General features: G+C 68.8%; 16 protein-coding genes. 8 read left to right on the top strand and 8 right to left on the bottom strand.

The window, feature by feature from the left end:
• Window positions 1–28: 28 nt before the first annotated feature.
• The 5 genes from KUV67_07080 to KUV67_07060 form a co-directional block, all read right to left on the bottom strand.
• Window positions 29–895 carry an ABC transporter permease subunit gene (locus KUV67_07080; protein MBY6204640.1) on the bottom strand — a complete coding sequence of 289 codons (867 nt, stop codon included), beginning with the start codon at window positions 893–895 and terminating at the stop codon, window positions 29–31.
• Window positions 896–1,006: 111 nt separating this feature from the next.
• Window positions 1,007–1,930 carry an oligopeptide ABC transporter permease OppB gene (oppB, locus tag KUV67_07075; GenBank protein MBY6204639.1) on the bottom strand — a complete coding sequence of 308 codons (924 nt, stop codon included), beginning with the start codon at window positions 1,928–1,930 and terminating at the stop codon, window positions 1,007–1,009.
• 118 nt (window positions 1,931–2,048) lie between these two features.
• Window positions 2,049–2,411: a GxxExxY protein gene (locus KUV67_07070; protein MBY6204638.1), complete on the bottom strand. Its 363-nt coding sequence runs from the start codon at window positions 2,409–2,411 to the stop codon at window positions 2,049–2,051.
• Window positions 2,412–2,616: 205 nt separating this feature from the next.
• Complete coding sequence (locus tag KUV67_07065) at window positions 2,617–4,398, bottom strand: peptide ABC transporter substrate-binding protein (GenBank protein MBY6204637.1); 1,782 nt, start codon at window positions 4,396–4,398, stop codon at window positions 2,617–2,619.
• The gene (locus tag KUV67_07060) at window positions 4,398–5,894 is read right to left on the bottom strand and encodes a peptide ABC transporter substrate-binding protein (GenBank protein MBY6204636.1); all 1,497 of its coding nucleotides are present in this window, start codon (window positions 5,892–5,894) and stop codon (window positions 4,398–4,400) included. Before KUV67_07060 ends, KUV67_07065 begins: the two co-directional genes overlap by 1 nt.
• Window positions 5,895–5,999: 105 nt before the next feature.
• Here KUV67_07060 and KUV67_07055 point away from each other — a divergent pair, with 105 nt between their 5' ends.
• Window positions 6,000–7,370, top strand: coding sequence for a glutamate--cysteine ligase (locus tag KUV67_07055; GenBank protein MBY6204635.1), 1,371 nt, complete (start codon window positions 6,000–6,002; stop codon window positions 7,368–7,370).
• A 24-nt stretch (window positions 7,371–7,394) separates the two neighbouring features.
• Here the strand turns inward: KUV67_07055 and KUV67_07050 are convergent, their stop codons facing one another.
• Window positions 7,395–8,450, bottom strand: a complete 1,056-nt coding sequence (locus KUV67_07050) for an NAD(P)-dependent alcohol dehydrogenase (protein ID MBY6204634.1) — start codon at window positions 8,448–8,450, stop codon at window positions 7,395–7,397.
• 165 nt (window positions 8,451–8,615) lie between these two features.
• Here KUV67_07050 and KUV67_07045 point away from each other — a divergent pair, with 165 nt between their 5' ends.
• From KUV67_07045 to KUV67_07020, 6 genes are read left to right on the top strand one after another with little or no spacing between them, the layout of a single operon-like run.
• Window positions 8,616–9,416 (top strand): glutamine amidotransferase, encoded by an 801-nt coding sequence (locus KUV67_07045; GenBank protein MBY6204633.1) that lies wholly within the window; start codon window positions 8,616–8,618, stop codon window positions 9,414–9,416.
• Entirely contained in the window at window positions 9,413–11,047 is a 1,635-nt protein-coding gene (locus KUV67_07040; GenBank protein ID MBY6204632.1) for a hypothetical protein, read from the top strand. The genes KUV67_07045 and KUV67_07040 overlap by 4 nt, the downstream gene beginning before the upstream one ends.
• On the top strand, window positions 11,044–12,441 hold the full coding sequence (locus KUV67_07035; protein MBY6204631.1) for a choice-of-anchor B family protein: 1,398 nt from the start codon (window positions 11,044–11,046) through the stop codon (window positions 12,439–12,441). The genes KUV67_07040 and KUV67_07035 overlap by 4 nt, the downstream gene beginning before the upstream one ends.
• Before the next feature lie 20 nt (window positions 12,442–12,461).
• Complete coding sequence (locus KUV67_07030) at window positions 12,462–13,820, top strand: MBL fold metallo-hydrolase (protein ID MBY6204630.1); 1,359 nt, start codon at window positions 12,462–12,464, stop codon at window positions 13,818–13,820.
• A complete protein-coding gene (locus tag KUV67_07025) occupies window positions 13,817–15,343 on the top strand; it encodes a thymidine phosphorylase family protein (GenBank protein ID MBY6204629.1) in 1,527 nt (508 codons plus the stop codon). Before KUV67_07030 ends, KUV67_07025 begins: the two co-directional genes overlap by 4 nt.
• A gap of 20 nt (window positions 15,344–15,363) precedes the next feature.
• Window positions 15,364–16,239 (top strand): ribose-phosphate diphosphokinase, encoded by an 876-nt coding sequence (locus KUV67_07020; GenBank protein MBY6204628.1) that lies wholly within the window; start codon window positions 15,364–15,366, stop codon window positions 16,237–16,239.
• A gap of 16 nt (window positions 16,240–16,255) precedes the next feature.
• On the opposite strand, the gene KUV67_07015 is transcribed toward KUV67_07020, so the two are convergent.
• Window positions 16,256–17,638 (bottom strand): hypothetical protein, encoded by a 1,383-nt coding sequence (locus tag KUV67_07015; protein ID MBY6204627.1) that lies wholly within the window; start codon window positions 17,636–17,638, stop codon window positions 16,256–16,258.
• Window positions 17,631–18,380: a carboxy-S-adenosyl-L-methionine synthase CmoA gene (cmoA, locus tag KUV67_07010; GenBank protein MBY6204626.1), complete on the bottom strand. Its 750-nt coding sequence runs from the start codon at window positions 18,378–18,380 to the stop codon at window positions 17,631–17,633. Before cmoA ends, KUV67_07015 begins: the two co-directional genes overlap by 8 nt.
• A 53-nt stretch (window positions 18,381–18,433) precedes the next feature.
• On the opposite strand from cmoA, the gene cmoB reads away from it, so the two are divergent.
• Window positions 18,434–19,399, top strand: a complete 966-nt coding sequence (cmoB, locus tag KUV67_07005) for a tRNA 5-methoxyuridine(34)/uridine 5-oxyacetic acid(34) synthase CmoB (protein MBY6204625.1) — start codon at window positions 18,434–18,436, stop codon at window positions 19,397–19,399.
• The last annotated feature ends 110 nt before the right edge of the window (window positions 19,400–19,509 follow it).

The following is a 19,509-nucleotide window of genomic DNA, read 5'->3' as shown; positions in this document are numbered from 1 at the left end:
GCCGCCAGCCGTTCGCGCAGTAGCGTCCTCATCGGTCGCGCGGGTCGAGGGCGTCGCGCAGCCCATCCCCGAGGAAGTTGAAGGCGAACAGCGTGGCGGCCAGGAAGGCGGCCGGGAACAGCAGCGACCACGGCGCCGTCTCGAGCTCCTGCGCTCCTTCGTTGACCAGCGCGCCCCAGCTGGTCAGGGGCTCCTGCACACCGAGACCGAGGAAGCTGAGGAACGACTCGACCAGGATCACCTGCGGGATGGTCAGCGACACGTACACCGCGACCACGCCGAGGAGGTTGGGCACGATGTGCTTGACGATGATCTGCCGCTCGGTGGCGCCGGATGCGCGCGCGGCTTCGATGAAGTCCTTGTTCTTCAGGCTCAGCGTCTGGCCGCGCACGATCCGGGCCATGTCCAGCCAGTTGACCGCGCCGATGGCAACGAAGATCAGGAAGATGTTGCGGCCGAAGACCACCATCAGGAGGATGACGAAGAACATGAACGGCAATGCGTAGATCGCATCGACCGCGCGCATCATCCAGTTGTCGACGCGCCCGCCGAGATAGCCCGCCGTGGCGCCGTAGGCCACGCCGATCAGCAGCGAGACCAGGGTCGCGACCAGTCCGACCAGCAGGGAGATCCGGCCGCCGACCATGACCCGCTCGAACAGGTCGCGCCCGAGTGCATCGGTGCCCATCACGTGGCCCGTTTCCAGCGACGGCGGTGTCGAGTAGTGGTCCCAGTCGGGAATCTCGTGATCCCAGGGATTGAGCATCGGCCCGACGGTGACGAGCACCACGATCAGGACCAGGATGATCGCGCCGGCCAGCGCCGCCTTGTTGCGCTTCAGGCGGTGCCAGGCGTCCACCCACAGCGAGCGGCCCTTGACCGGGCGGCGGTCCATCGCCTGCTCGAAGGCATCCGGTTCGGCGGTTGCCGTCTTCGGCTGGTCGGCGCCGGATCGCTTCCTGGAGATCGAATCGTTCATCGCATCGCTCATCGAGTCACTCACCGTTCAGGTGTCGTAGCGGATGCGCGGGTCGAGCCAGGCGTAGACCAGGTCGACCAGGTAGTTCAGGAGGATGATCAGCACGCCGTAGAAGATCACCACGCCCATGACCAGGGTGTAGTCGCGGTTCAGCGCGCCCTGGACGAAATGGCTGCCGATGCCCGGGATGGTGAAGATGCGCTCGATGACCACCGAGCCGGTCAGGATCGCGGCCGCGGCCGGGCCGAGGTAGGAGATGACCGGCAGCAGCGCCGGCTTGAGCGCGTGCCGGATCAGCACTTCACCCTCGGGCAGTCCCTTGGCGCGCGCCGTGCGGATGAAATCGGAATGGAGCACTTCGATCATCGAGCCGCGCGTTATCCGGGCGATGTAGGCGATCATCGGCAGGGCGAGCGCGATCGACGGCAGCACCATGCGCGACAGGCTTCCATCCCAGCCGCCGGCCGGCAGCCAGCCGAGGCCGATCGCGAAGGCGAGCACCAGCAGCGGCGCCATCACGAAGTTGGGCACGGAGATCCCGATCATCGCGACCGACATGGTCAGGTAGTCGGCCGCGGAGTTCTGTTTCATCGCCGCCCAGACCCCGATCGTGGTGCCGAACAGCACCGCGAGCACAAGCGCGATCGCGCCGAGCGTGAACGACACGGGCGCGCCCTGGGCGATGAGCTCGTTGACCGTCCAGTCGCGGTAGTGGAACGACGGCCCGAAGTCGAGCAGCAGGATGTCGCCGAGATAGCGGAAGTACTGGATGACCAGCGGATCGTCGAGCTGGTACTTGGCCTCGAGATTCGCCTGGATCTCCGCCGGCAGCGCCTTCTCCGAATCGAACGGCCCGCCCGGCGCGATCCGGATCAGGAAGAACGCCGCCGTGATCAGCAACAGCAACGTCGGCACCGCCGAGGCCAGTCGCTTGAGCGAATAATTCAGCATCGACTTCTGACGCTCCGTGCGGGCGGGATGCCGGGTTCCTCCAGAGGATAGACGCGAAGCCGCAATGGGGCAAAGAGGCGCGAAGAAAGACCAGAGCTGTTAAACCAGAATACTCCAGTCAACTCTCGGGAAGACCGTTGACCACACGAGTGATCCCCTCCCTCATCCAGGCTGCACCGAAGTTGAGAAGAAACCCCAATTGGAGTCGACTCAACCGCAGGTACGTCAACAACTGTTTTTTGTGAGTCGGCAGCACCACATCGATCGATTTGATCTCGAGTATTATCGCGCGCTGCACGATCAGATCCGCCCTGAACGCCTCGTTGAACTTTCGGCCACGGTGACAAAGGCCGATGCTTTTCTGTCGGGCGACCTCGAGGCCACGAGCGTTCAGTGCATCTGCAAGCAGCACTTCGTAGATCGATTCCAGTAGACCTGGCCCCAATTCCCTGTGGAGCTTCAGCGATTCGTCCAGGATCACAGCCGCCAATTGCTCGATCTGCCTTCACGGCATCCCATCCATTGCATGACTCGGTGGGTTGACTTGATTCGGATCGAGTTTCGCGAGGGCCGCCTTTCCCCGCATCCGTAAATCTCCCACTTTTCCCGTAGGAAAACGCCGCCTCTGTTACTCCGTAGCCTTTCCTTCGCGCTCCTTCGCTCCTTCGCGTCTTTGCGTTCATCCTCTAGCCGTCCTCCGAGTCGGGCTCGGCATCTTCGGATTCGCTTTCGTCGAAGGAAGGCGCGGGAGCGGCAGGTTCGGCGTTGGCGGCCCGCACGAAGAACATGTGCTGGCTGGGGTGGAAGTCCATGACGTTTTCTTCCCAGCCCTTGAGCAGGGGATCGACGAGGCGCTTGGTGACGTAGGTGTAGACGGGCAGGACGACCTGGTCGGCCAGCAGCATTCTCTCGGCCTCGACCATCAGGTTGCGGCGTCGTGCGGGGATGCGTTCTTCGGCGATCTGATCGAGCAGGCGGTCGTAACGAGGATTTGCGTAGCCCGAATCGTTGCGTCGATGCTCGGAGTGGAACAGTTCGAGGAAGGTGAACGCGTCCTGGTAGTCGCCGATCCAGCCGGCGCGGAACACCTCCGTGTTGCGCTTGAGCTGCCGGTTCTGCAGGAACACGCGGAATTCCTCGTTGATCAGCCGGGTCTGAACGCCGAGCACCTGCTTCCACATCGCGGCGATGGCCACGGCGATCTTGCGATGGTTCTCCGAGGTGTTGTAGCGAAGCTCCACGGTCAGCGGCCGCTCCTCGTCGTAGCCGGCCTGCCGGTACAGCTCGACCGCGCGCGCCTCGCGCGCTTCCTGGGTCCAGTCCGCGTGCTCGGGAACGGGTGGCGGATAGTCCGGCAGGCCCTCGGGCACCAGGTTGAAGGTCGGGATCTCGCCGAACTGCGTCACCTTCTCGGTAAGGATGCCGCGGTCGATCGCAAGCGTCAGGGCGCGGCGGAGTTCCAGGTCGTCCTCGAAGGGCGGCCGGGTCAGGTTGAAGCCGAAGAAGTAAGTGCCGAACCAGGGCGAGACCGAGAGCGCCGGTGCGAGGTTCTGGTTCAACCAGCGGAACTGGTTGGCCGGGACCTGGTCGGTCCAGTCTAAGTCGCCGGCGCGGAAGCGCTGGAACTCCGTGTTCTCGTCCTCGATCGGGTAGTAAACGACGCGTTCCAGGACGACGTCGTCGACGCCGTGGAAGTGCGGGTTGCGCTCGAGCCCGATCCGCGAGCGCGGCACCCATTCCACGAGTCGGAACGCGCCGTTCGAGACCAGGTTCGGCGGCCGGACGAAGTCCGCGCCGTGCGCCTCCAGCGACGGCCGGTGCACGGGATAGGTCGAGGCATGGGTCAGCAGGCCGAGGAAGTACGGCGTCGGATCGTCGAGGCGGATCTGCACGGTGCGCTCGTTCAGCGCCTCGACGCCCAGCGCGTCGGGCGCCAGTTCGCCGGCCAGGATGGCCACCGCATTCTCGATCGGGGCCAGCATCCGACCGTACGCGGCGGCGGTCTCGGGGTCGACGGAGCGGCGGAAGCTGAACACGAAATCGTCGGCGGTCAGCGGGTCGCCGTTCGACCAGCTGCCGTCGTCGCGCAGGTAGAAGGTGTAGGTCATCCCGTCGCGCGAAATGTCCCAGCGCCCGGCGGCACCGGGAACGATCCGGCCGTCGGGCGCGGTCGTGGTCAGGCCCTCGAACAGGTCGCGCAGGATGTTCAGCGTGGGCACGCCGTCGGCGCGATGCGGATCCAGCGTCTGCGGCTCCTCGCCGTTGCCGCGATGCAGTTCCTGCACGTCGGCCAAGGCGTCGGCCAGCGGCGTGCCGTCGTCGTCGAGCCACGGCGAGACCGGCTCCGGCAGGTCGATCGGCGTCGGCGGCGCGTCGGGGTCGCCGCCGCACCCGGCCAGCACCCCCAGCCACGCCACGGCCAGCAACGACCGGAAGCGAACAGCGGGGCGCGTGCGGGCCGTGGTCATCAATTCTCCAGGTCGAGCCAGCGAGACAGGTGGATGTCCATCACGTTGTCCTGCCAGCCGCGCAGGTCCGGGTCCACCAGGTGACGCGATACATAGTAGTAGAGGGGAATGATCGCATGGCGGTCGAGCAACCGCTGCTCGGCGTCGACCAGCGTGGCGGTGCGCGACGGCCCGCGCTGGCCGCGCGCGGACTCGAGCAGGCGATCCAGGTCCGGGTCGGACAGGAAGGCGTAGTTCAGCGGCGAATCGCTGTGGAAATTGTCGAGGAAGTTCGCCGGGTCCGCCCAGTCGGCGATCCATCCGCCGCGGACGATCTCGGTGATCCGGCCGTGGCGGCGGTTGGTGACGAAGACCTTCCACTCCTCGTTGGTCAGGCGGGTGCGGACCCCGAGGTGCTGTTTCCACATCGCCGCGACGGCCACCGCGAGCCGGCGGTGGGCCAGGGAGGAGTTGAAGCGCAGTTCGACCTCCAGCGGATTGCCTCGCCCGTGCCCGGCCTCGCGCAGGAGGGTGCGCGCCCGGGCCAGGCGGGCGTCGAAGTCGATGCCGTCCAGCGCGGCGTCCGGCCAGCCGGGCAGGCCGGGCGGCACCAGCCCCTCGGCCGGGACTTCGCCGGCCCCGAGCACGCGCTCGGTCAGCAGCCGCCGGTCGATTGCCAGCGAGAGTGCCTCGCGGACCCGTGGGTCGGCGAACTTCGCCTGGCGCAGGTTGTAGACCAGGTAGAAGCTGCCCAGGTACGGGCTGACTCGCAGCGCGTCGCCGAGCTGCTCGCGCAACCAGTCGATGCGCCCCGGCGGCACGGTTTCGGTGGCGTGCAGCTCACCGGCGCGGAACCGGGCCAGCTCGGCCGACGGGTCCTCGGTGACGTGCCAGGTCACGCCGCCCGCTTCGACCCGATCGGCTTCGCGATAGTGGCCGTTCCGGGCCAGGCGGAACACGGACCCGGGCACGCGCTCGACCAGGCGGAACGGGCCGCTGAAGACGTCGCGGCCTTCATCCGGCCACGGGAAGGTCACCGGCAGGGTCAACAGTTCCTCGAACCACGGCAGCGGCCGCTGGAGTCGGATTTCCAGGTCGCGTTCGCCGTGCGCACGGATCGCGGCGATCGGCGCCAACCAATCGGCGGTGGGCGACGCGGTGGCCGGGTCGCGGGCCCGCTCGAAGCCGCGCACGAAATCGGCCGCGACGATGGGCTCTCCGTCGGACCAGCGCGCGTCCGGATCGAGCTCGAAGCGCCATCGGCGGCCGTCGTCCTCGACGGTCCAGGCGCGGGCGATGCCGGGAACCGGTCGGCCGGCGGCATCGCGCGTCAGCAGGCCCTCGTGCAGGTCGCGCAGCAGGTTGAAGGCCGACAGTCCCTGGGCGCGATGGATGTCGAGCGTGTCCGGGGACGGTCCCAGGCCGCGGTGGATGACGGGACCGTCGGCGCGAAGGGCGGCGCTGACCAGCAGCAGGGCGGCACAGCAGACTGCGGACAGGCGACGGGCGAGCGGCATGCCGCTAGTGTAGGGCGGGCGTGGCGACCTCTGCACCGCGATGGGCGATAATGCCTCCGGTTTCCAGCCCCTTCCGACCCCTCTCGACGTCGACCGGTACCGCGCATGTCCGACTCTCGCACCGAAGCCCAGCCGCCGATCGCGGACACGCGAACGCTCGTCGAATACCTCGAGTCCGGGTGCCGGTCGGCCGACCGGTGGAAGATCGGCACCGAACACGAGAAGTTCGGGTTCCGCCTCGATGACCTGTCCCCGGCGCCGCACGAGGGCGAGCGCGGCATCGGCGCGCTGCTCCAGGGGCTGGCCGACCGCTACGGCTGGACCCCCGAGCTCGAGGCCGGGGAGATCATCGCGCTGAAACGCGACGGCTGCTCCATCACCCTCGAGCCCGGCGGCCAGTTCGAGCTTTCGGGCGACCTGCTCGACCACCTGCACCAGACCTGCAACGAGGTCAATTCGCACCTCGCCGAGGTCCGCTCCGTGGCCGAACCGATGGGGTTGGGATTCCTCGGTCTCGGCTTCCACCCGACCGCGAAGCGCGAGGACATCCCTTGGATGCCCAAGGCGCGCTACCGGATCATGCGCGCCCACATGCCCAAGGTCGGCTCCCTGGGCCTGGACATGATGACCCGGACCTGCACCGTGCAGGTCAACCTCGATTTCTCCAGCGAGGCGGACATGGTCGCGAAGTTTCGCGCCAGCCTCGCACTGCAGCCGATCGCGACCGCGCTGTTCGCCAACTCGCCGTTCCTGGAAGGACGACCCAGCGGCTTCGTCAGCTACCGCAGCCACATCTGGACCGATACGGATCCGCAGCGCACCGGCCAGCTGCCGTTCGTGTTCGAGGACGGCTTCGGCTTCGAGCGCTACGTCGACTGGATGCTCGACGTGCCGATGTACTTCGTGCGCCGTAACGGTCGCTACATCGATGCCTCGGGCCAGTCCTTCCGCGACTTTCTCGCCGGCCGACTGCCGGCGCTGCCGGGCGAGCGGCCGACGCTGTCGGACTGGGAAGACCACCTGACCACGGCCTTCCCCGAAGTCCGCTTGAAGAAGTTCCTCGAGATGCGCGGCGCCGACGGCGGGCCCTGGAAGCGGCTGTGCGCGCTGCCGGCGTTCTGGGTCGGCCTGCTCTACGACCGCGCCAGCCTCGACGCCTGCCTGCAGCTGGTCGCCGACTGGTCGACGGACGACCTGGCGACACTGCGAAACGATGTGGCGCGCGATGGCATTCGGGCCACGATCCACGGCCGGAGCGTGCGCGAGATCGCCGGCGACCTGCTCGAGCTGGCCCGCGACGGACTGCGCAACCGCAAGCGGCTCAACGCCGCCGGCGACGACGAGACCGGCTTCCTCGAACCGCTGCACGTCACGGTCGAAACCGGCATGACGCCGGCCGACCAACTGCTGGCGCTCCACGACGGCGAGTGGGGCGGCTCGCTCGAGCCCCTGTTCCGCACCCGCGCCTACTATTGAGACCGGCGCACGATCCCTCGGCCGTCAGTCGCCCTTGAGGCTGTTCATGTCGATGACGAAGCGATAGCGCACGTCGCTGTCCTGCATCCGCTTGTAGGCCTCGTTGATGTTCTTGATGTCGAGCATCTCGATGTCGCTGACGATGTCGTGTTCGGCGCAGAAGTCGAGCATCTCCTGGGTCTCGGGCAGCCCGCCGATCAGCGAACCGGCCAGGCGCCGTCGCGCGAACACGATCGGACCGGCTTCGAGGGCCGGCTCGATCGGCTCGAGCAGGCCGACCAGGATCATCGTGCCGTCCGGTTTGAGGGCGGCCACATAGGGGTTCAGATCGTGCTGGACCGGCACCGTGTTCAGGATGTAGTCGAACCGGCCGGCGACGGCCTCCATCTGTTCTTCGTCGGTGGAGATCACCATGTGGTGCGCGCCGAGCCGCTCGATTTCCGAGCGCTTGCCCTCCGATCGCGAGAACACGGTGACCTCGGCGCCCATCGCCCGGGCGAACTTGATGCCCATGTGGCCCAGTCCGCCCATGCCGACGATCGCGACCCGGTCGCCGGCCTTGACGCCGAAGTGGCGCAGCGGCGAATAGGTGGTGATGCCGGCGCACAGCAGCGGGGCGGCCGCGGCCGGGTCGAGCGAGTCCGGGATGTCCAGCACGAAGCGCTCGGAGACCACGATGCGCTCGGAGTACCCGCCGTAGGTCTTGCGACCGTCGTGCAGGTCCTCGCCGTTGTAGGTGCCCACGAAGCCCTTCAGGCAGTACTGCTCCAGGCCCTCGTCGCACGAGGGGCAGTCGCGGCAGGAATCGACCAGGCAGCCGACGCCGACGCGCTGGCCGACTTCGAAGCGGGTCACGTCGTCGCCGACCGCGGTCACGGTGCCGACGATCTCGTGCCCGGGCACGACGGGGTAGTCGGTCATTCCCCAGTCGTTGTTCACGAAATGCAGGTCCGAATGACACACACCGCAGTAGTCGATCTCGATCAGCACGTCGTCGGGCCGCGGGTCCCGGCGCTCGACGGTCATCGGGTGAACGCCGGAGGTCTCGGACTCGGCGCCGTAGGCATGGATGGGTTTCATCGGGTTCTCCAGCGGTGGATGGGAAGGATGCGATCATCGCACGGTGCCGCGAGCGTCCGGTCCAAGGGTGCAATCGGGCCCGTTTTGTGGTGTGATGAACCGAGCCGTCGGGAGCGCCCGAGCGCACGTTCCTGCCCGAAACCACCGAATGCCGGAGACTTCCGCGTGGACCATCGATCGACCCGCCCGCGATTCCTGATCGTCAAGACCGGCCGGGCCGTGCCCGAGGCCCGCGGCCTCGACGGCACCGAAAGCGATTTCGAGGACTGGTTCATCGCCGGTCTCGGGCGCGGGCGCTTCGACTACGTCACGGTACGGGTCGATCGCGACGAACCGCTGCCCGACCTGGAGACGACGGAGCGGACTGCGGACGGATCGGAGGGCGGGTCCCGTGAACCCCTGGCCGGCGTCCTGGTCACCGGCTCGCCGGCGATGGTGAGCCGCCGTGAACCCTGGTCGGAACGCACCGCCGAGTGGCTGGCCGCGGCGTTCCGTGCGGGGCTTCCGATGCTCGGCGTCTGCTATGGCCACCAGCTGATCGCCCACGCGCTGGGCGGGACCGTCGGACCGAACCCGAACGGACGCCGGATGGGGCGCTTCGAGACCCGCGTGCTCGACCCCGACGACCCCGTGCTCGGCCGCTACGCGCCGGCCGCGGCCTTCCACGTCAGCCACGTCGAATCGGTCCTCGAGCCGCCTGCGGGCGCCCGCGTGGTCGGAGAAGCGGCCCACGACCCGCACCATGCGCTGCGCTTCGGCGACCGGGCCTGGGGCGTGCAGTTCCATCCCGAGTTCGGTCGCGCCGTGATGCGCGCCTACATCCAGGCCCGCGCGGTACCGCTGGCTGCCGAAGGGCAGGATCCCGCTGCCCTGGTCCGCGGCGTCATCGACGACACGGTCGGACCCGGTCTGCTGGCCGGCTTCGGCGCGCTGGTCGCGGGCGCTCGGCGCGCTGCAGCCGCATGATTCGCACGGCCGCCGCGCTGCTGGCCCTGTTCACGGCGGCACCGGCCTTGCCGGAGGTCGTGCGCATCCACGACCTGTCGCCGGCGGAGCTGGGCACGCTTCGCGCCGAGTACGACTTCTGGGGCGTGGACTGGCGCGCCGGCTATGCGGTGTTCGACCTCGACCCCGCCGACCGGGCGCGCCTCGAGGCAACCGGCTTCCGGATCGAGGCCGATCGGCCGCGCCAGCGCGACCTCGAGCGCTGGAACGCGATCGACCGCACGGGCTTCGGCCGCGGCGATCCCGGCACGATTCCCGGCTTTCCGTGCTACCGCACCGTGACCCAGACCCACGCGGACCTCGGCGCGCTGGCTGCCCAGCATCCCGATCGCGCGCAGTGGGTCGACATCGGCGACAGCTGGCAGGCCGCCAACGGATCGGTGCCGGGCAGCTCGATCTTCGCCGTGGTCATCGGCAACGAGAACTCGTCCCATCCCCGGGCGCCGCTCGTGCTCATGGCCGCCCAGCACGCCCGCGAACTGGCCACCGCCGAGATCGCGACCCGATGGGCGGAGCTGCTGGTCGAGAACCCCGACGACGACCCGGACATCGAGTGGCTGCTCGATCACCGCGAGATCCACGTGATCGCCCAGCAGAACCCGGACGGACGTCGACAGGTCGAGTCCGGCGAATCGTTCTGGCGCAAGAACCACAACGAAACCGCCTGTCCGGGCGGACCGGTCGGGGTGGACCTGAACCGCAACAGCACGCACTTCTGGGGCAACGCCTCGTCCGGCAGTACGTGCTCCGAGACCTATCGCGGCCCCGTGGTCGCCTCGGAGCCCGAGACCCAGGCGCTCCAGGCCTACCTGCTCGACGTGTTCGCCGACCAGCGTCCCGGCGACCAGACCACGCCCGCGCCGCCGGACACGGAAGGCCTGTTCATTTCGCTGCATTCCTTCGGCGAGCTCGTGCTGCTGCCCTGGGAGGGGCTCGGTGGGCAGAACGAGAACAATGCGCCGAACCACGATGCGCTGACCGTGCTGGGCCGCCGGATGGCCTGGCACGGCGACTACGAAGTCAGCCGCTGGTTCTCGCTCGGCCCGGCGGGCGGCACGATGGTCGACTTCGCCTATTACGAAACCGGTGTGGCGGCTTATACCTTCGAGGTCGGCACGACCTTCCAGCAATCCTGCGCCAGCTTCGAGTCCACCGTGTGGCCGGACAACCGGAACGCGCTGCTGCTGGCCGCGAAGGCGGCACGGCGACCGTACCGCGAACCGGCGGGTCCGGCGATCACCGCCCTGGGCGTGAGCCTTGACAACGGCGCGGTCCGGCTGGTCGGTACCGCCGACGATACCCGCTATTTCCGGGGCAACTCCCCCGAGCCCCCCGCGGCCGATCCGATCGCCGACGTCGTGACCGTTCGCGTCGCCTCCGGCGCGCCGGCCGAGACCGGGGCGCCGAGCTGGGACTTTTCGCTACCGGTCCCGGCGCCCGTGGCCGATTTCAACGTCGTTCTGCCCGCCGGTGCATCGCCGGCCCCCAACGGTCGCCTGTTCGTGACCGCGATCGACGCCGGCGGCGAGAGCGGCCTGCCCCGGGTCGCCCGACTGCCCCTGACCCTGTTTTCCGACGGATTCGAATCATGAAACGACTGTTTTGCCACGGACTGCTGGCCGGCCTCGCGCCGGCGCTCGTCGTCACCAGCGCCTGGGCCTGCTTCACGTCCGAGCGCGCCGCCGTGCTCGGCGTGCTGCATCCCGACATCGAGTTCGAGAACCTGGCCCACGCCATGCACGCCGCCGAACCGATCGAGTACGCCTACCGGGGACCGGCGGGCTGCATCAACGGCATGTCCGACATCTTCCCCTGCGACGGCATCGAGCTGGCCGGCTGGCTGGAACTGCCCGAGCTCGGCGGCGGGTCGGGCTCGGATTCCTGGGGCTGGAAGGACGAGCAGACCGGCCGCTACTACGCGCTGATGGGCCGCTCCAACGGCGTGGCCTTCGTCGACATCACCGACCCCGCCGACCCCATCTACATCGGCAACCTGCCGCGTCCGGCCGGCGTGGGCTCGAGCGTCTGGACCGACCTGAAGACCTACCAGGACCATGCCTTCATCGTCGCCGACTCGGTCAACAACCACGGCATGCTCGTGTTCGACCTGACCCGCCTGCGCGACGTCGCCACCCCACCGGTCACGTTCTCCGCCGACGCCCAGTACCTGAACTTCGAGTTTGCCAACGGCAGTCCGGGAACGCACCACGAAGCGCACAACATCGCGATCAACACCGCCTCGGGCTTTGCCTACACGACCGGGGGCAATACCTGCGCGGGCGGCCTGCACATGATCGATATCCGGACTCCGACCCAGCCCGAGTTCGCCGGCTGCTTCTCCGCCGACGGCTACACGCACGACGTGCAGTGCGTCGTCTACTCTGGCCCGGACGAGCGCTACACGGGACGCGAAATCTGCTTCGCAAGCAACGAGGACTCGTTGACCATCGTCGATGTAAGCGACAAGGAAAGCCCGGTCCAGCTCGGCCGCCATACCTACGCCAGCTCGGAATACACCCACCAGGGCTGGCTGACGCCGGACCAGCGCTGGTTCGTCACCGACGACGAACTCGACGAGACCCGCCAGGGCCTGCCCGGCACGCGGACGCTGGTCTTCGACGTCGCCCTCCTCGACAGCGTGCCGGCACCGGCCGAGTACATCGCCGACGGCCCGTCGATCGACCACAACCAGTACGTCCTCGGCAATTACACCTTCCAGGCCAACTACCGCCGCGGTCTCCGGATCCTCCGCCTCGACGACCCCGCGACCGCGGACCTGACCGAGGTCGCGTACTTCGACACCTACCCGGCCAGCGACGGCAACTCGTTCCAGGGCGCCTGGAACGTCTATCCGTTCTTCGACAACGGCACGGTGCTGGTCTCGGACATCAACCGCGGCCTGTTCGTCCTGCGGATCGTCGCGCCGGAGGTCGTCGAACTGTTCGGCACCATCTATGCCGACGGCTTCGAGGGCGACCAGCGGTGAATCGCTCCGCCGGTCCCACGCTGAGCTTTCTCGGCGCGGCCGGCACGGTCACCGGTTCCAGGTTTCTTGCCCAGGCCGGTGGCCGCAGCGTACTCGTCGACTGCGGCCTGTTCCAGGGGTACAAGCAACTCCGCGCACGAAACCGGCAGCCGCTGCCCTTCACGCCCGCGGACCTCGACGCGGTCCTCCTTACCCACGCCCACATCGACCACTCGGGCTATTTGCCGGTGCTGGTCCGCGACGGCTTCGATGGACCGGTGTTCGCCACCGCAGCGACGCGAGCCCTGTGCAGTCACCTGTTGCCCGACTCGGGCTTCATCCAGGAAAAGGACGCGGAATTCGCCAACCGGCACGGGTTCGCCCGTCACCGCCCGGCGAAGCCGCTGTACACCCGGGCCGATGCGGAGCGCAGCCTGAAGCGCTTCCGCGACGCCCCGTTCATGCGTGATTTCGAGCCGGTCGACGGCATGACCGCGCGCTACTCGCGCGCCGGGCACATCCTGGGCGCGGCCAGCATCCGGCTCGAGATCGGCGGGACCCGCGTCCTGTTCAGCGGCGACCTGGGCCACCACGGCAATCCGACCGTGCCGCCGCCCGATCCGCCGCCGGACTGCGACGTACTGGTCGTCGAATCGACCTACGGCAACCGGACACGCAACGACGAGGACCCGGAGAACGAGCTGGTCGATGTGGTCCGCGACACGGTCGGACGCGGCGGCACGCTGGTCGTGCCGGCCTTTGCGGTCGGCCGTACCCAGCTGCTGCTGTACTACCTCGAGAAGTTGACCCGCGAACAGCGCATCCCCCCGGTGCCGGTGTTCCTCGACAGCCCGCTGGCCATCAACGCCACCGAAGTCTTTCTCGACCACCCGAACGACCACCGCCTGACGATCGCGCAGGCGCGCGATGTGTGCGGCCTGCCGCGCTTCGTCCGCGATGTCGAGGCATCGAAGGCTCTGGATGCCGATCCGATGCCCAAGATCATCATCGCCGGCTCCGGCATGGCCACCGGCGGGCGCGTCCTGCACCATCTCAAGACCTACGCGCCGGACCGGCGCAACACCGTTCTGTTCACCGGTTACCAGGCCGGCGGAACCCGCGGATCGAAGATGCTCGCCGGGGTCGAATCGATCAAGATTCATGGGCAGTACTGGGACGTGCGCGCCCAGGTGCGCAACCTCGACATGCTGTCGGCGCACGCCGACCGCGACGAGTTGCTCGACTGGATGTCGGCCATGGCCCGGCCACCGAAGCAGGTCTATGTGGTCCACGGGGAAGCCGAAGCCGCCGATGCGTTGCGGCACGCGATCCAGGAGCGTCTGGGCTGGCCGGCGCGGGTGCCCGAGCACGGCGAGCAGGTCGCGCTGCAGCGAAGATGACTGCGGGCGATACGGACGAGCGAAGCAACCGGCTGCGGGTCCGCTGCCTGGACCTGGATACGCGCGACAAGCCGATCGCCCTGCTGCGCAAGGACTCACCGGTCTGCCGCTCCGAGGGGTTCACCGCCCACGCCCGGATCCGGCTGGAGAGCCCGCAGGGCTCGGTGGTCGCGACGCTGTACCAGACCGGATCCGAGCTGCTGGCCGGCGACCAGATCGGCCTTTCCACCGCTGCCTGGCGCGCACTCCAGGTGCGCGACGGGCAGGAGGTGCATGTCAGCCACCCGCGACCATTGGAATCGATCTCAAGCGTGCGCGGCAAGATCTACGGGCGGACGCTACGCGCCGGCGAATTCGGCACGATCCTGCGCGACGTGGCCCGCAGCCGCTACGACGACATCCAGCTGGCAATGCTGCTGACCGCGATCGCGGCCCGCAGGCTGAACGACGACGAGCTGTACGCGCTCACCGACGCCATGGTCGGGGTCGGCGAGCGGCTGCACTGGGCCGATGCGATGCGCCTCGACAAGCATTGCGTCGGCGGACTGCCGGGCAATCGCACGACCCCGCTGGTGGTCGCGATCGTGGCCGCCAACGGCCTGGTCATGCCGAAGACCTCGTCGCGAGCCATCACCTCGCCGGCCGGCACCGCCGACACCATGGAAACGCTGGCGCCCGTCGATCTCACCCTCGGCCACATGCAGCGGGTCGTCGAAGCCGAGGGCGGATGCGTGGTCTGGGGCGGTTCGGTCGGCCTGAGTCCGGTCGACGATGTGCTGATCCGCGTTGCGCGGGTCATGGAACTGGACGGGGAAGCCCAGCTGGTCGCCTCGGTGCTGTCGAAGAAGATCGCCGCCGGCGCGACCCACGTGGTGCTGGATCTGCCGGTCGGAACCACCGCCAAGATTCGCAGCCGCGACGAGGCGGAACGGCTCGGCGCTCGCCTCGCAGCCACCGCCGCGCGCTTCGACCTGACCGCTGAAATCGTGATCACCGACGGCCGCCAACCGGTCGGCCGCGGCATCGGTCCGGCGCTGGAAGCGCGCGACCTGCTGGCCATTCTCGACGGCGCCGGGGATGCGCCGGCCGATCTGCGCGAACGCGCGATTCGCCTGGCCGGCATCCTGCTCGAGCTCGGCGGGCGGGCCAGTCCCGGCGACGGCGCGGCCGCCGCGGCTCGGACGCTCGAGTCGGGCCGGGCCCGGACGAAGTTCGAGGCCATCTGCGAAGCGCAGGGCGGGATACGCACGCCGCCACGGGCCCGCCGCCGCGAAGTGGTCACCGCGTCGCATGCGGGCCGGGTCGTTCGCTTCGACAACCGGCGGCTGGCCCGCTTGGCCAAGCTCGCCGGGGCTCCCGGCGCGCCGGCCGCCGGGTTGGAGCTTCACGTCCATCTCGACGACCGGGTCGAAGCGGACCAGCCGCTGTTCACGATCCACGCCGAGACCGACGGCGAACTGGGTTACGCGCGCGAATTCGCGGGTGCCAACGGCGACATCGTGGCCTTCGAGGCCGTGCCGTGACCGACCCCGTGCTGATCGCGATGCCGGGCGACGAGCAACGCGCCGAGCGCCTGGCGGCCGAGCTCGGCGTCGAGCGGATCGCGCTGGAGCACCGGCGCTTCCCCGACGGCGAGTGCTACCTGCGCATCGATGCCGAGCTCGATGACCTCGACGTGGTGCTGGTCGCGTCGCTGGACCGGCCCGACCCCAAGTTGGTCCCGCTGCTGTTCGCCGCCGACCTGGCGCGCGATCTCGGGGCGGGGCGAGTCGGCCTGGTCGCACCCTACCTGGCCTACATGCGGCAGGATCGGCGCTTCCTGCCCGGCGAGGCGCTGACCTCCGTCAGCTTCGCGCGGCGCCTGTCGGACGCCTTCGATTGGCTGGTCACCGTCGATCCGCACCTGCACCGCTACCCGACGCTCGACGCCGTCTACTCGATTCCATCCGAGGTCGTCGCCGCGGCGCCGGCGCTGGCCGACTGGATCGCCGGCGCGATCGATCGACCGCTGGTGATCGGACCGGACGAGGAGAGCGAGCAGTGGGTGCGCGCCGTGGCCGAAGCGCGCGGCCTGGCCTGGCGAATCATGACCAAGCAACGCTTCGGCGACCACGATGTCCGGATCACCGCGCCGGACCTCGATGGCCTGGTTGGGCACCGGCCGGTGCTGGTCGACGACATTCTCTCCTCGGGTGCGACCCTGGCCGACGCGGCCCGCGTCCTGGTCGCGGCCGGGCTGCCGACGCCGGCCTGCGCGATCGTCCACGGCCTGTTCGGCGACCGGGCCCGCAGGACGCTGGCCGAAGCCGGAATCGAAACGCTGGTCTGCACCGATACGGTGGATGCACCGGAATCCCGGATCCAGTTGGCCGCGCACATCGCCCCGGCCGTGCGCCGGCTGCTGTCGAGTCGACCGTGAGCGCAGCCGACCGCGCCTAGAATCCGATCGGCGACCCCCGGCCTGCGGCGTCACGCGCGCCGAGTTCCTGCTCCGGCGAGAACACGAACGGCACGCGGTAGTGCTCGGCCGGCGGCGCGTGATCCGGTGCGGCGGACCCGTTCCAGACGATCTCCAGCGTGTACCGCCCCGGCGGCAGGTCGGCCAGCGGCACGAGCGCGGTCAGGCCGCGCTGGTTCAGGTCGCGCCGCTCGGTCGGCAGCAGGGAGGCCGGATCGACCGTCCGGTCGCCCAAGCGGACGGACCACAGCGCCTGCAGGCAGGACACGCCCTGCGCCGGGTCCGGACAACGCTCGTCGAGCAAGGCGTTGTCCCGCAGGGGCCAGTACGGGAGAAACACCCGGACGAAGGCGCTGCGCTGCTCGAAATCATCGATCGTCGGCACGGTCCGCAGGCGATCGGGGCCGCCCCTCAAGCTCTCGTAGTGGGCGCTGTCGACACCGCCTTCGATCGCAGAGCGGTCGAGGTAGCGGAACTCCTCCGACAGGGAGAACTGCGTCCAGGTCTCGTAGCGCGTGAAGCCGACGAACAGGATGCAGACGGTGCCCAGCGCGATCAGCAAGGAGAACAGGTAGGGCCGCGTGTTGCTCTGCAACGTCAGCTGGACCGGCAGGATCAGGCGCTGCGGCCAGATCCAGCCGTTGATGCGGATGAGGCCCGCGACCGCGGCCCGATAGGCAGGCCGCCGGGCCAGCGCAGGCATCCGAGCGCCGAGCACCGCGTCGAGCAACCAGAGCAGGAGCGGGGCACCGACGAACACGAGCGCGAGGATCCACAACGACAGGTCCACCGCTCGATCCGGATCACCGGTGACCGATCCCAGCCACTGGCCGGCCAGGAGGATGCCGACCATCAGGACCGAGATCCAGACCATGCCCAGCGCGATCATGCTGATCACCGAGAACAGGCCCGAGGCGGCGTGGTCCGCCGAAGTGATCGCGCGGCGCAGGTCCGGCAGGTTTGCCTGGTGGTACTCACGAGTCAGGCGGCCGATGCCAGGCACCCGGTCCCAGACGATCCCTCCGGGGTACACCGAGCGCAGGCCCACGAGTCCGGCCCAATAGGCACGAATCATCAGGTGAACCGCGAAGCACCCACCCAGCGCATAGAAGACGCCGGGCGCCAGTACAAGAAGCACCTCCATGGCCTGCGATCCGGCAGGGGACTGGTGCGTCGTGCGACCGCTCACGACCTCGAACAGCAGGCCCGGCAGCGTGAACAGGGCCACCGTGGTCAGGCCCGAGATGATCAGTTCGATCTCGTCGGTTCGATCGCGGAGACGCTCGATCCGGTCGAGCTCCCGGTCGTCCACGGCGGCCGGGACTCCAGCGGCCTCGTCGCGCTCGACGCCCTCAGTCATCGCCGCGCACCGCCGCGATTGCCGCGAAGTTGAAGCACTGGAACCAGTCGACCACGGTCGTGAATCCCGCCGCCTCCAGCCGCGCGTGATGCTGCTGCCGGGTTTCCGGGACCAGCACGTTGTCCAGCGCCTGGCGCTTGCGCGCGATCTCCAGGTCCGAGTAGCCCTGCGATCGTTTGAAGTCGTGGTGGTGCGTATCCAGCCATGCCTGGCGCTCGGGCGGCTCGAAGGCCAGCTTCTCCGCCAGCACCAGCACGCCGCCCGGCACCAGTGCGTCGTGGATGCGCTGGACGAGGGCATCGCGCTCGGCCAAGGGCAGGAACTGCAGCGTGTAGTAGACGAGCACCATCGACGCGTTCTCGATCGGCAGGTCGCAGACATCGCCCTCGACCACCTCGACCGGCACGCGCGAGTTGTCGGCCGCGATCACCTCACGGCAGCGGGTCACCATGTCCGGTGACCGGTCCACCGCGACGATCTGCACATCCTCGACGTGGACCGCGCGGCGGGCGGCAAGCGTGGCCGCACCCAGCGAGCAGCCCAGGTCGTAGATCCGGGTGCCGGGCCGGACGGCCCGTCCGACCAGCAGCCCGGTGTGTTCGAGCAGTTCCCGGTAGCCGGGCACCGAGCGTTCGATCATGTCCGGGAACACCTTGACCACCGCCTCGGAGAATTCGAACGGCGCGGCGGGCCGGTCCTCGTTCCTGTAGATTCCTTCCCGGTAGATTTCGTCTCGCGCCATCGATCGGTCGGCGGGCATCGGCCTGCCGTTTCCTCGAATCCGGAGTTGATTGTATGCCCAGCGACCTGCTCGAACCGACTCCGGCTCGCGTCGACCGCTTGGCCGCGGCCTTCGGCGACGACGGAGTATCACGGGTGATCGGGGCCGCCCGGAAAGCGACGGCCGCGGGCCGGCACGGCCGCATGGCCGAGTGGCAGGCGGTGCTCGACGGCTTGCCTGCGGCGGACCCCGGCTGGCGGATCGACGACGGCGTGCTCGTCGCCGGCGGCGCGATCGACGACCGCGACGCCCTGGTCGACCGCCTCCGCGGCCTGATTCCGTGGCGCAAGGGACCCCTGCGGCTCGGCGGCGTGCCGATCGATACGGAATGGCGTTCGGACTGGAAATGGGACCGCGTGGCGCCGCACGTCGATCTCGACGGCAAGCGCGTGCTCGACATCGGGGCCGGGAACGGCTATTTCGCGTGGCGGATGCTCGACGGCGATTCCGCATCGGTGATCGCCTGCGACCCGACGCTGGTGTTCTGGTACCAGCACCGCGCGATCGAGCATTTCGCCGGCCCGGCGCCGCTCGATCTGCTTCCGGTCGCCTTCGAAGCGCTGCCGGCGACCGGGGCCTTCGACGTCGCGTTCTCGATGGGGGTGCTCTACCACAGGCGCGACCCGCTCGAGCATCTCGCCGGCATCCGTCGCCACCTCGCGGCGGGCGCGACGGCCCTGATCGAAACCCTGGTCCTGCCCGGCGACGATATCGCCGAGTTCGACCCCCCCGACCGCTACGCCAACATGCGCAACGTCCACCGCCTGCCCACCGTCCCGCGGCTGCTCGACTGGCTGGAGGAGACCGGCTTCGAGGACGCCACCTGCGTCGATCTGACCGCGACGTCGACCGATGAGCAACGTCCGACGGAGTGGATGCCGTTTCATTCGCTCACGCACGCACTCGCGCCCGACCGGACCCGGACGATCGAGGGATATCCGCCGCCCTTGCGAGCATCGGTTGTCGCGAAACGCCGTTGAGCATGGGGGTCGGGCCTGGTCCCGCATGCCCGGGTCCTTGCCAGTGCGCAGAAACGAGAACGCCCCGGCCGGAAATTCCGACCGGGGCGTTCGCGTTGCGCGCTGCCGGT

The organism is Halomonas denitrificans, from assembly GCA_019800895.1.
GTDB lineage: Bacteria > Pseudomonadota > Gammaproteobacteria > Xanthomonadales > Wenzhouxiangellaceae.
Note: the sequence above shows the minus strand (reverse complement) of the source record. Positions and strands in the feature narration are given on the sequence as shown.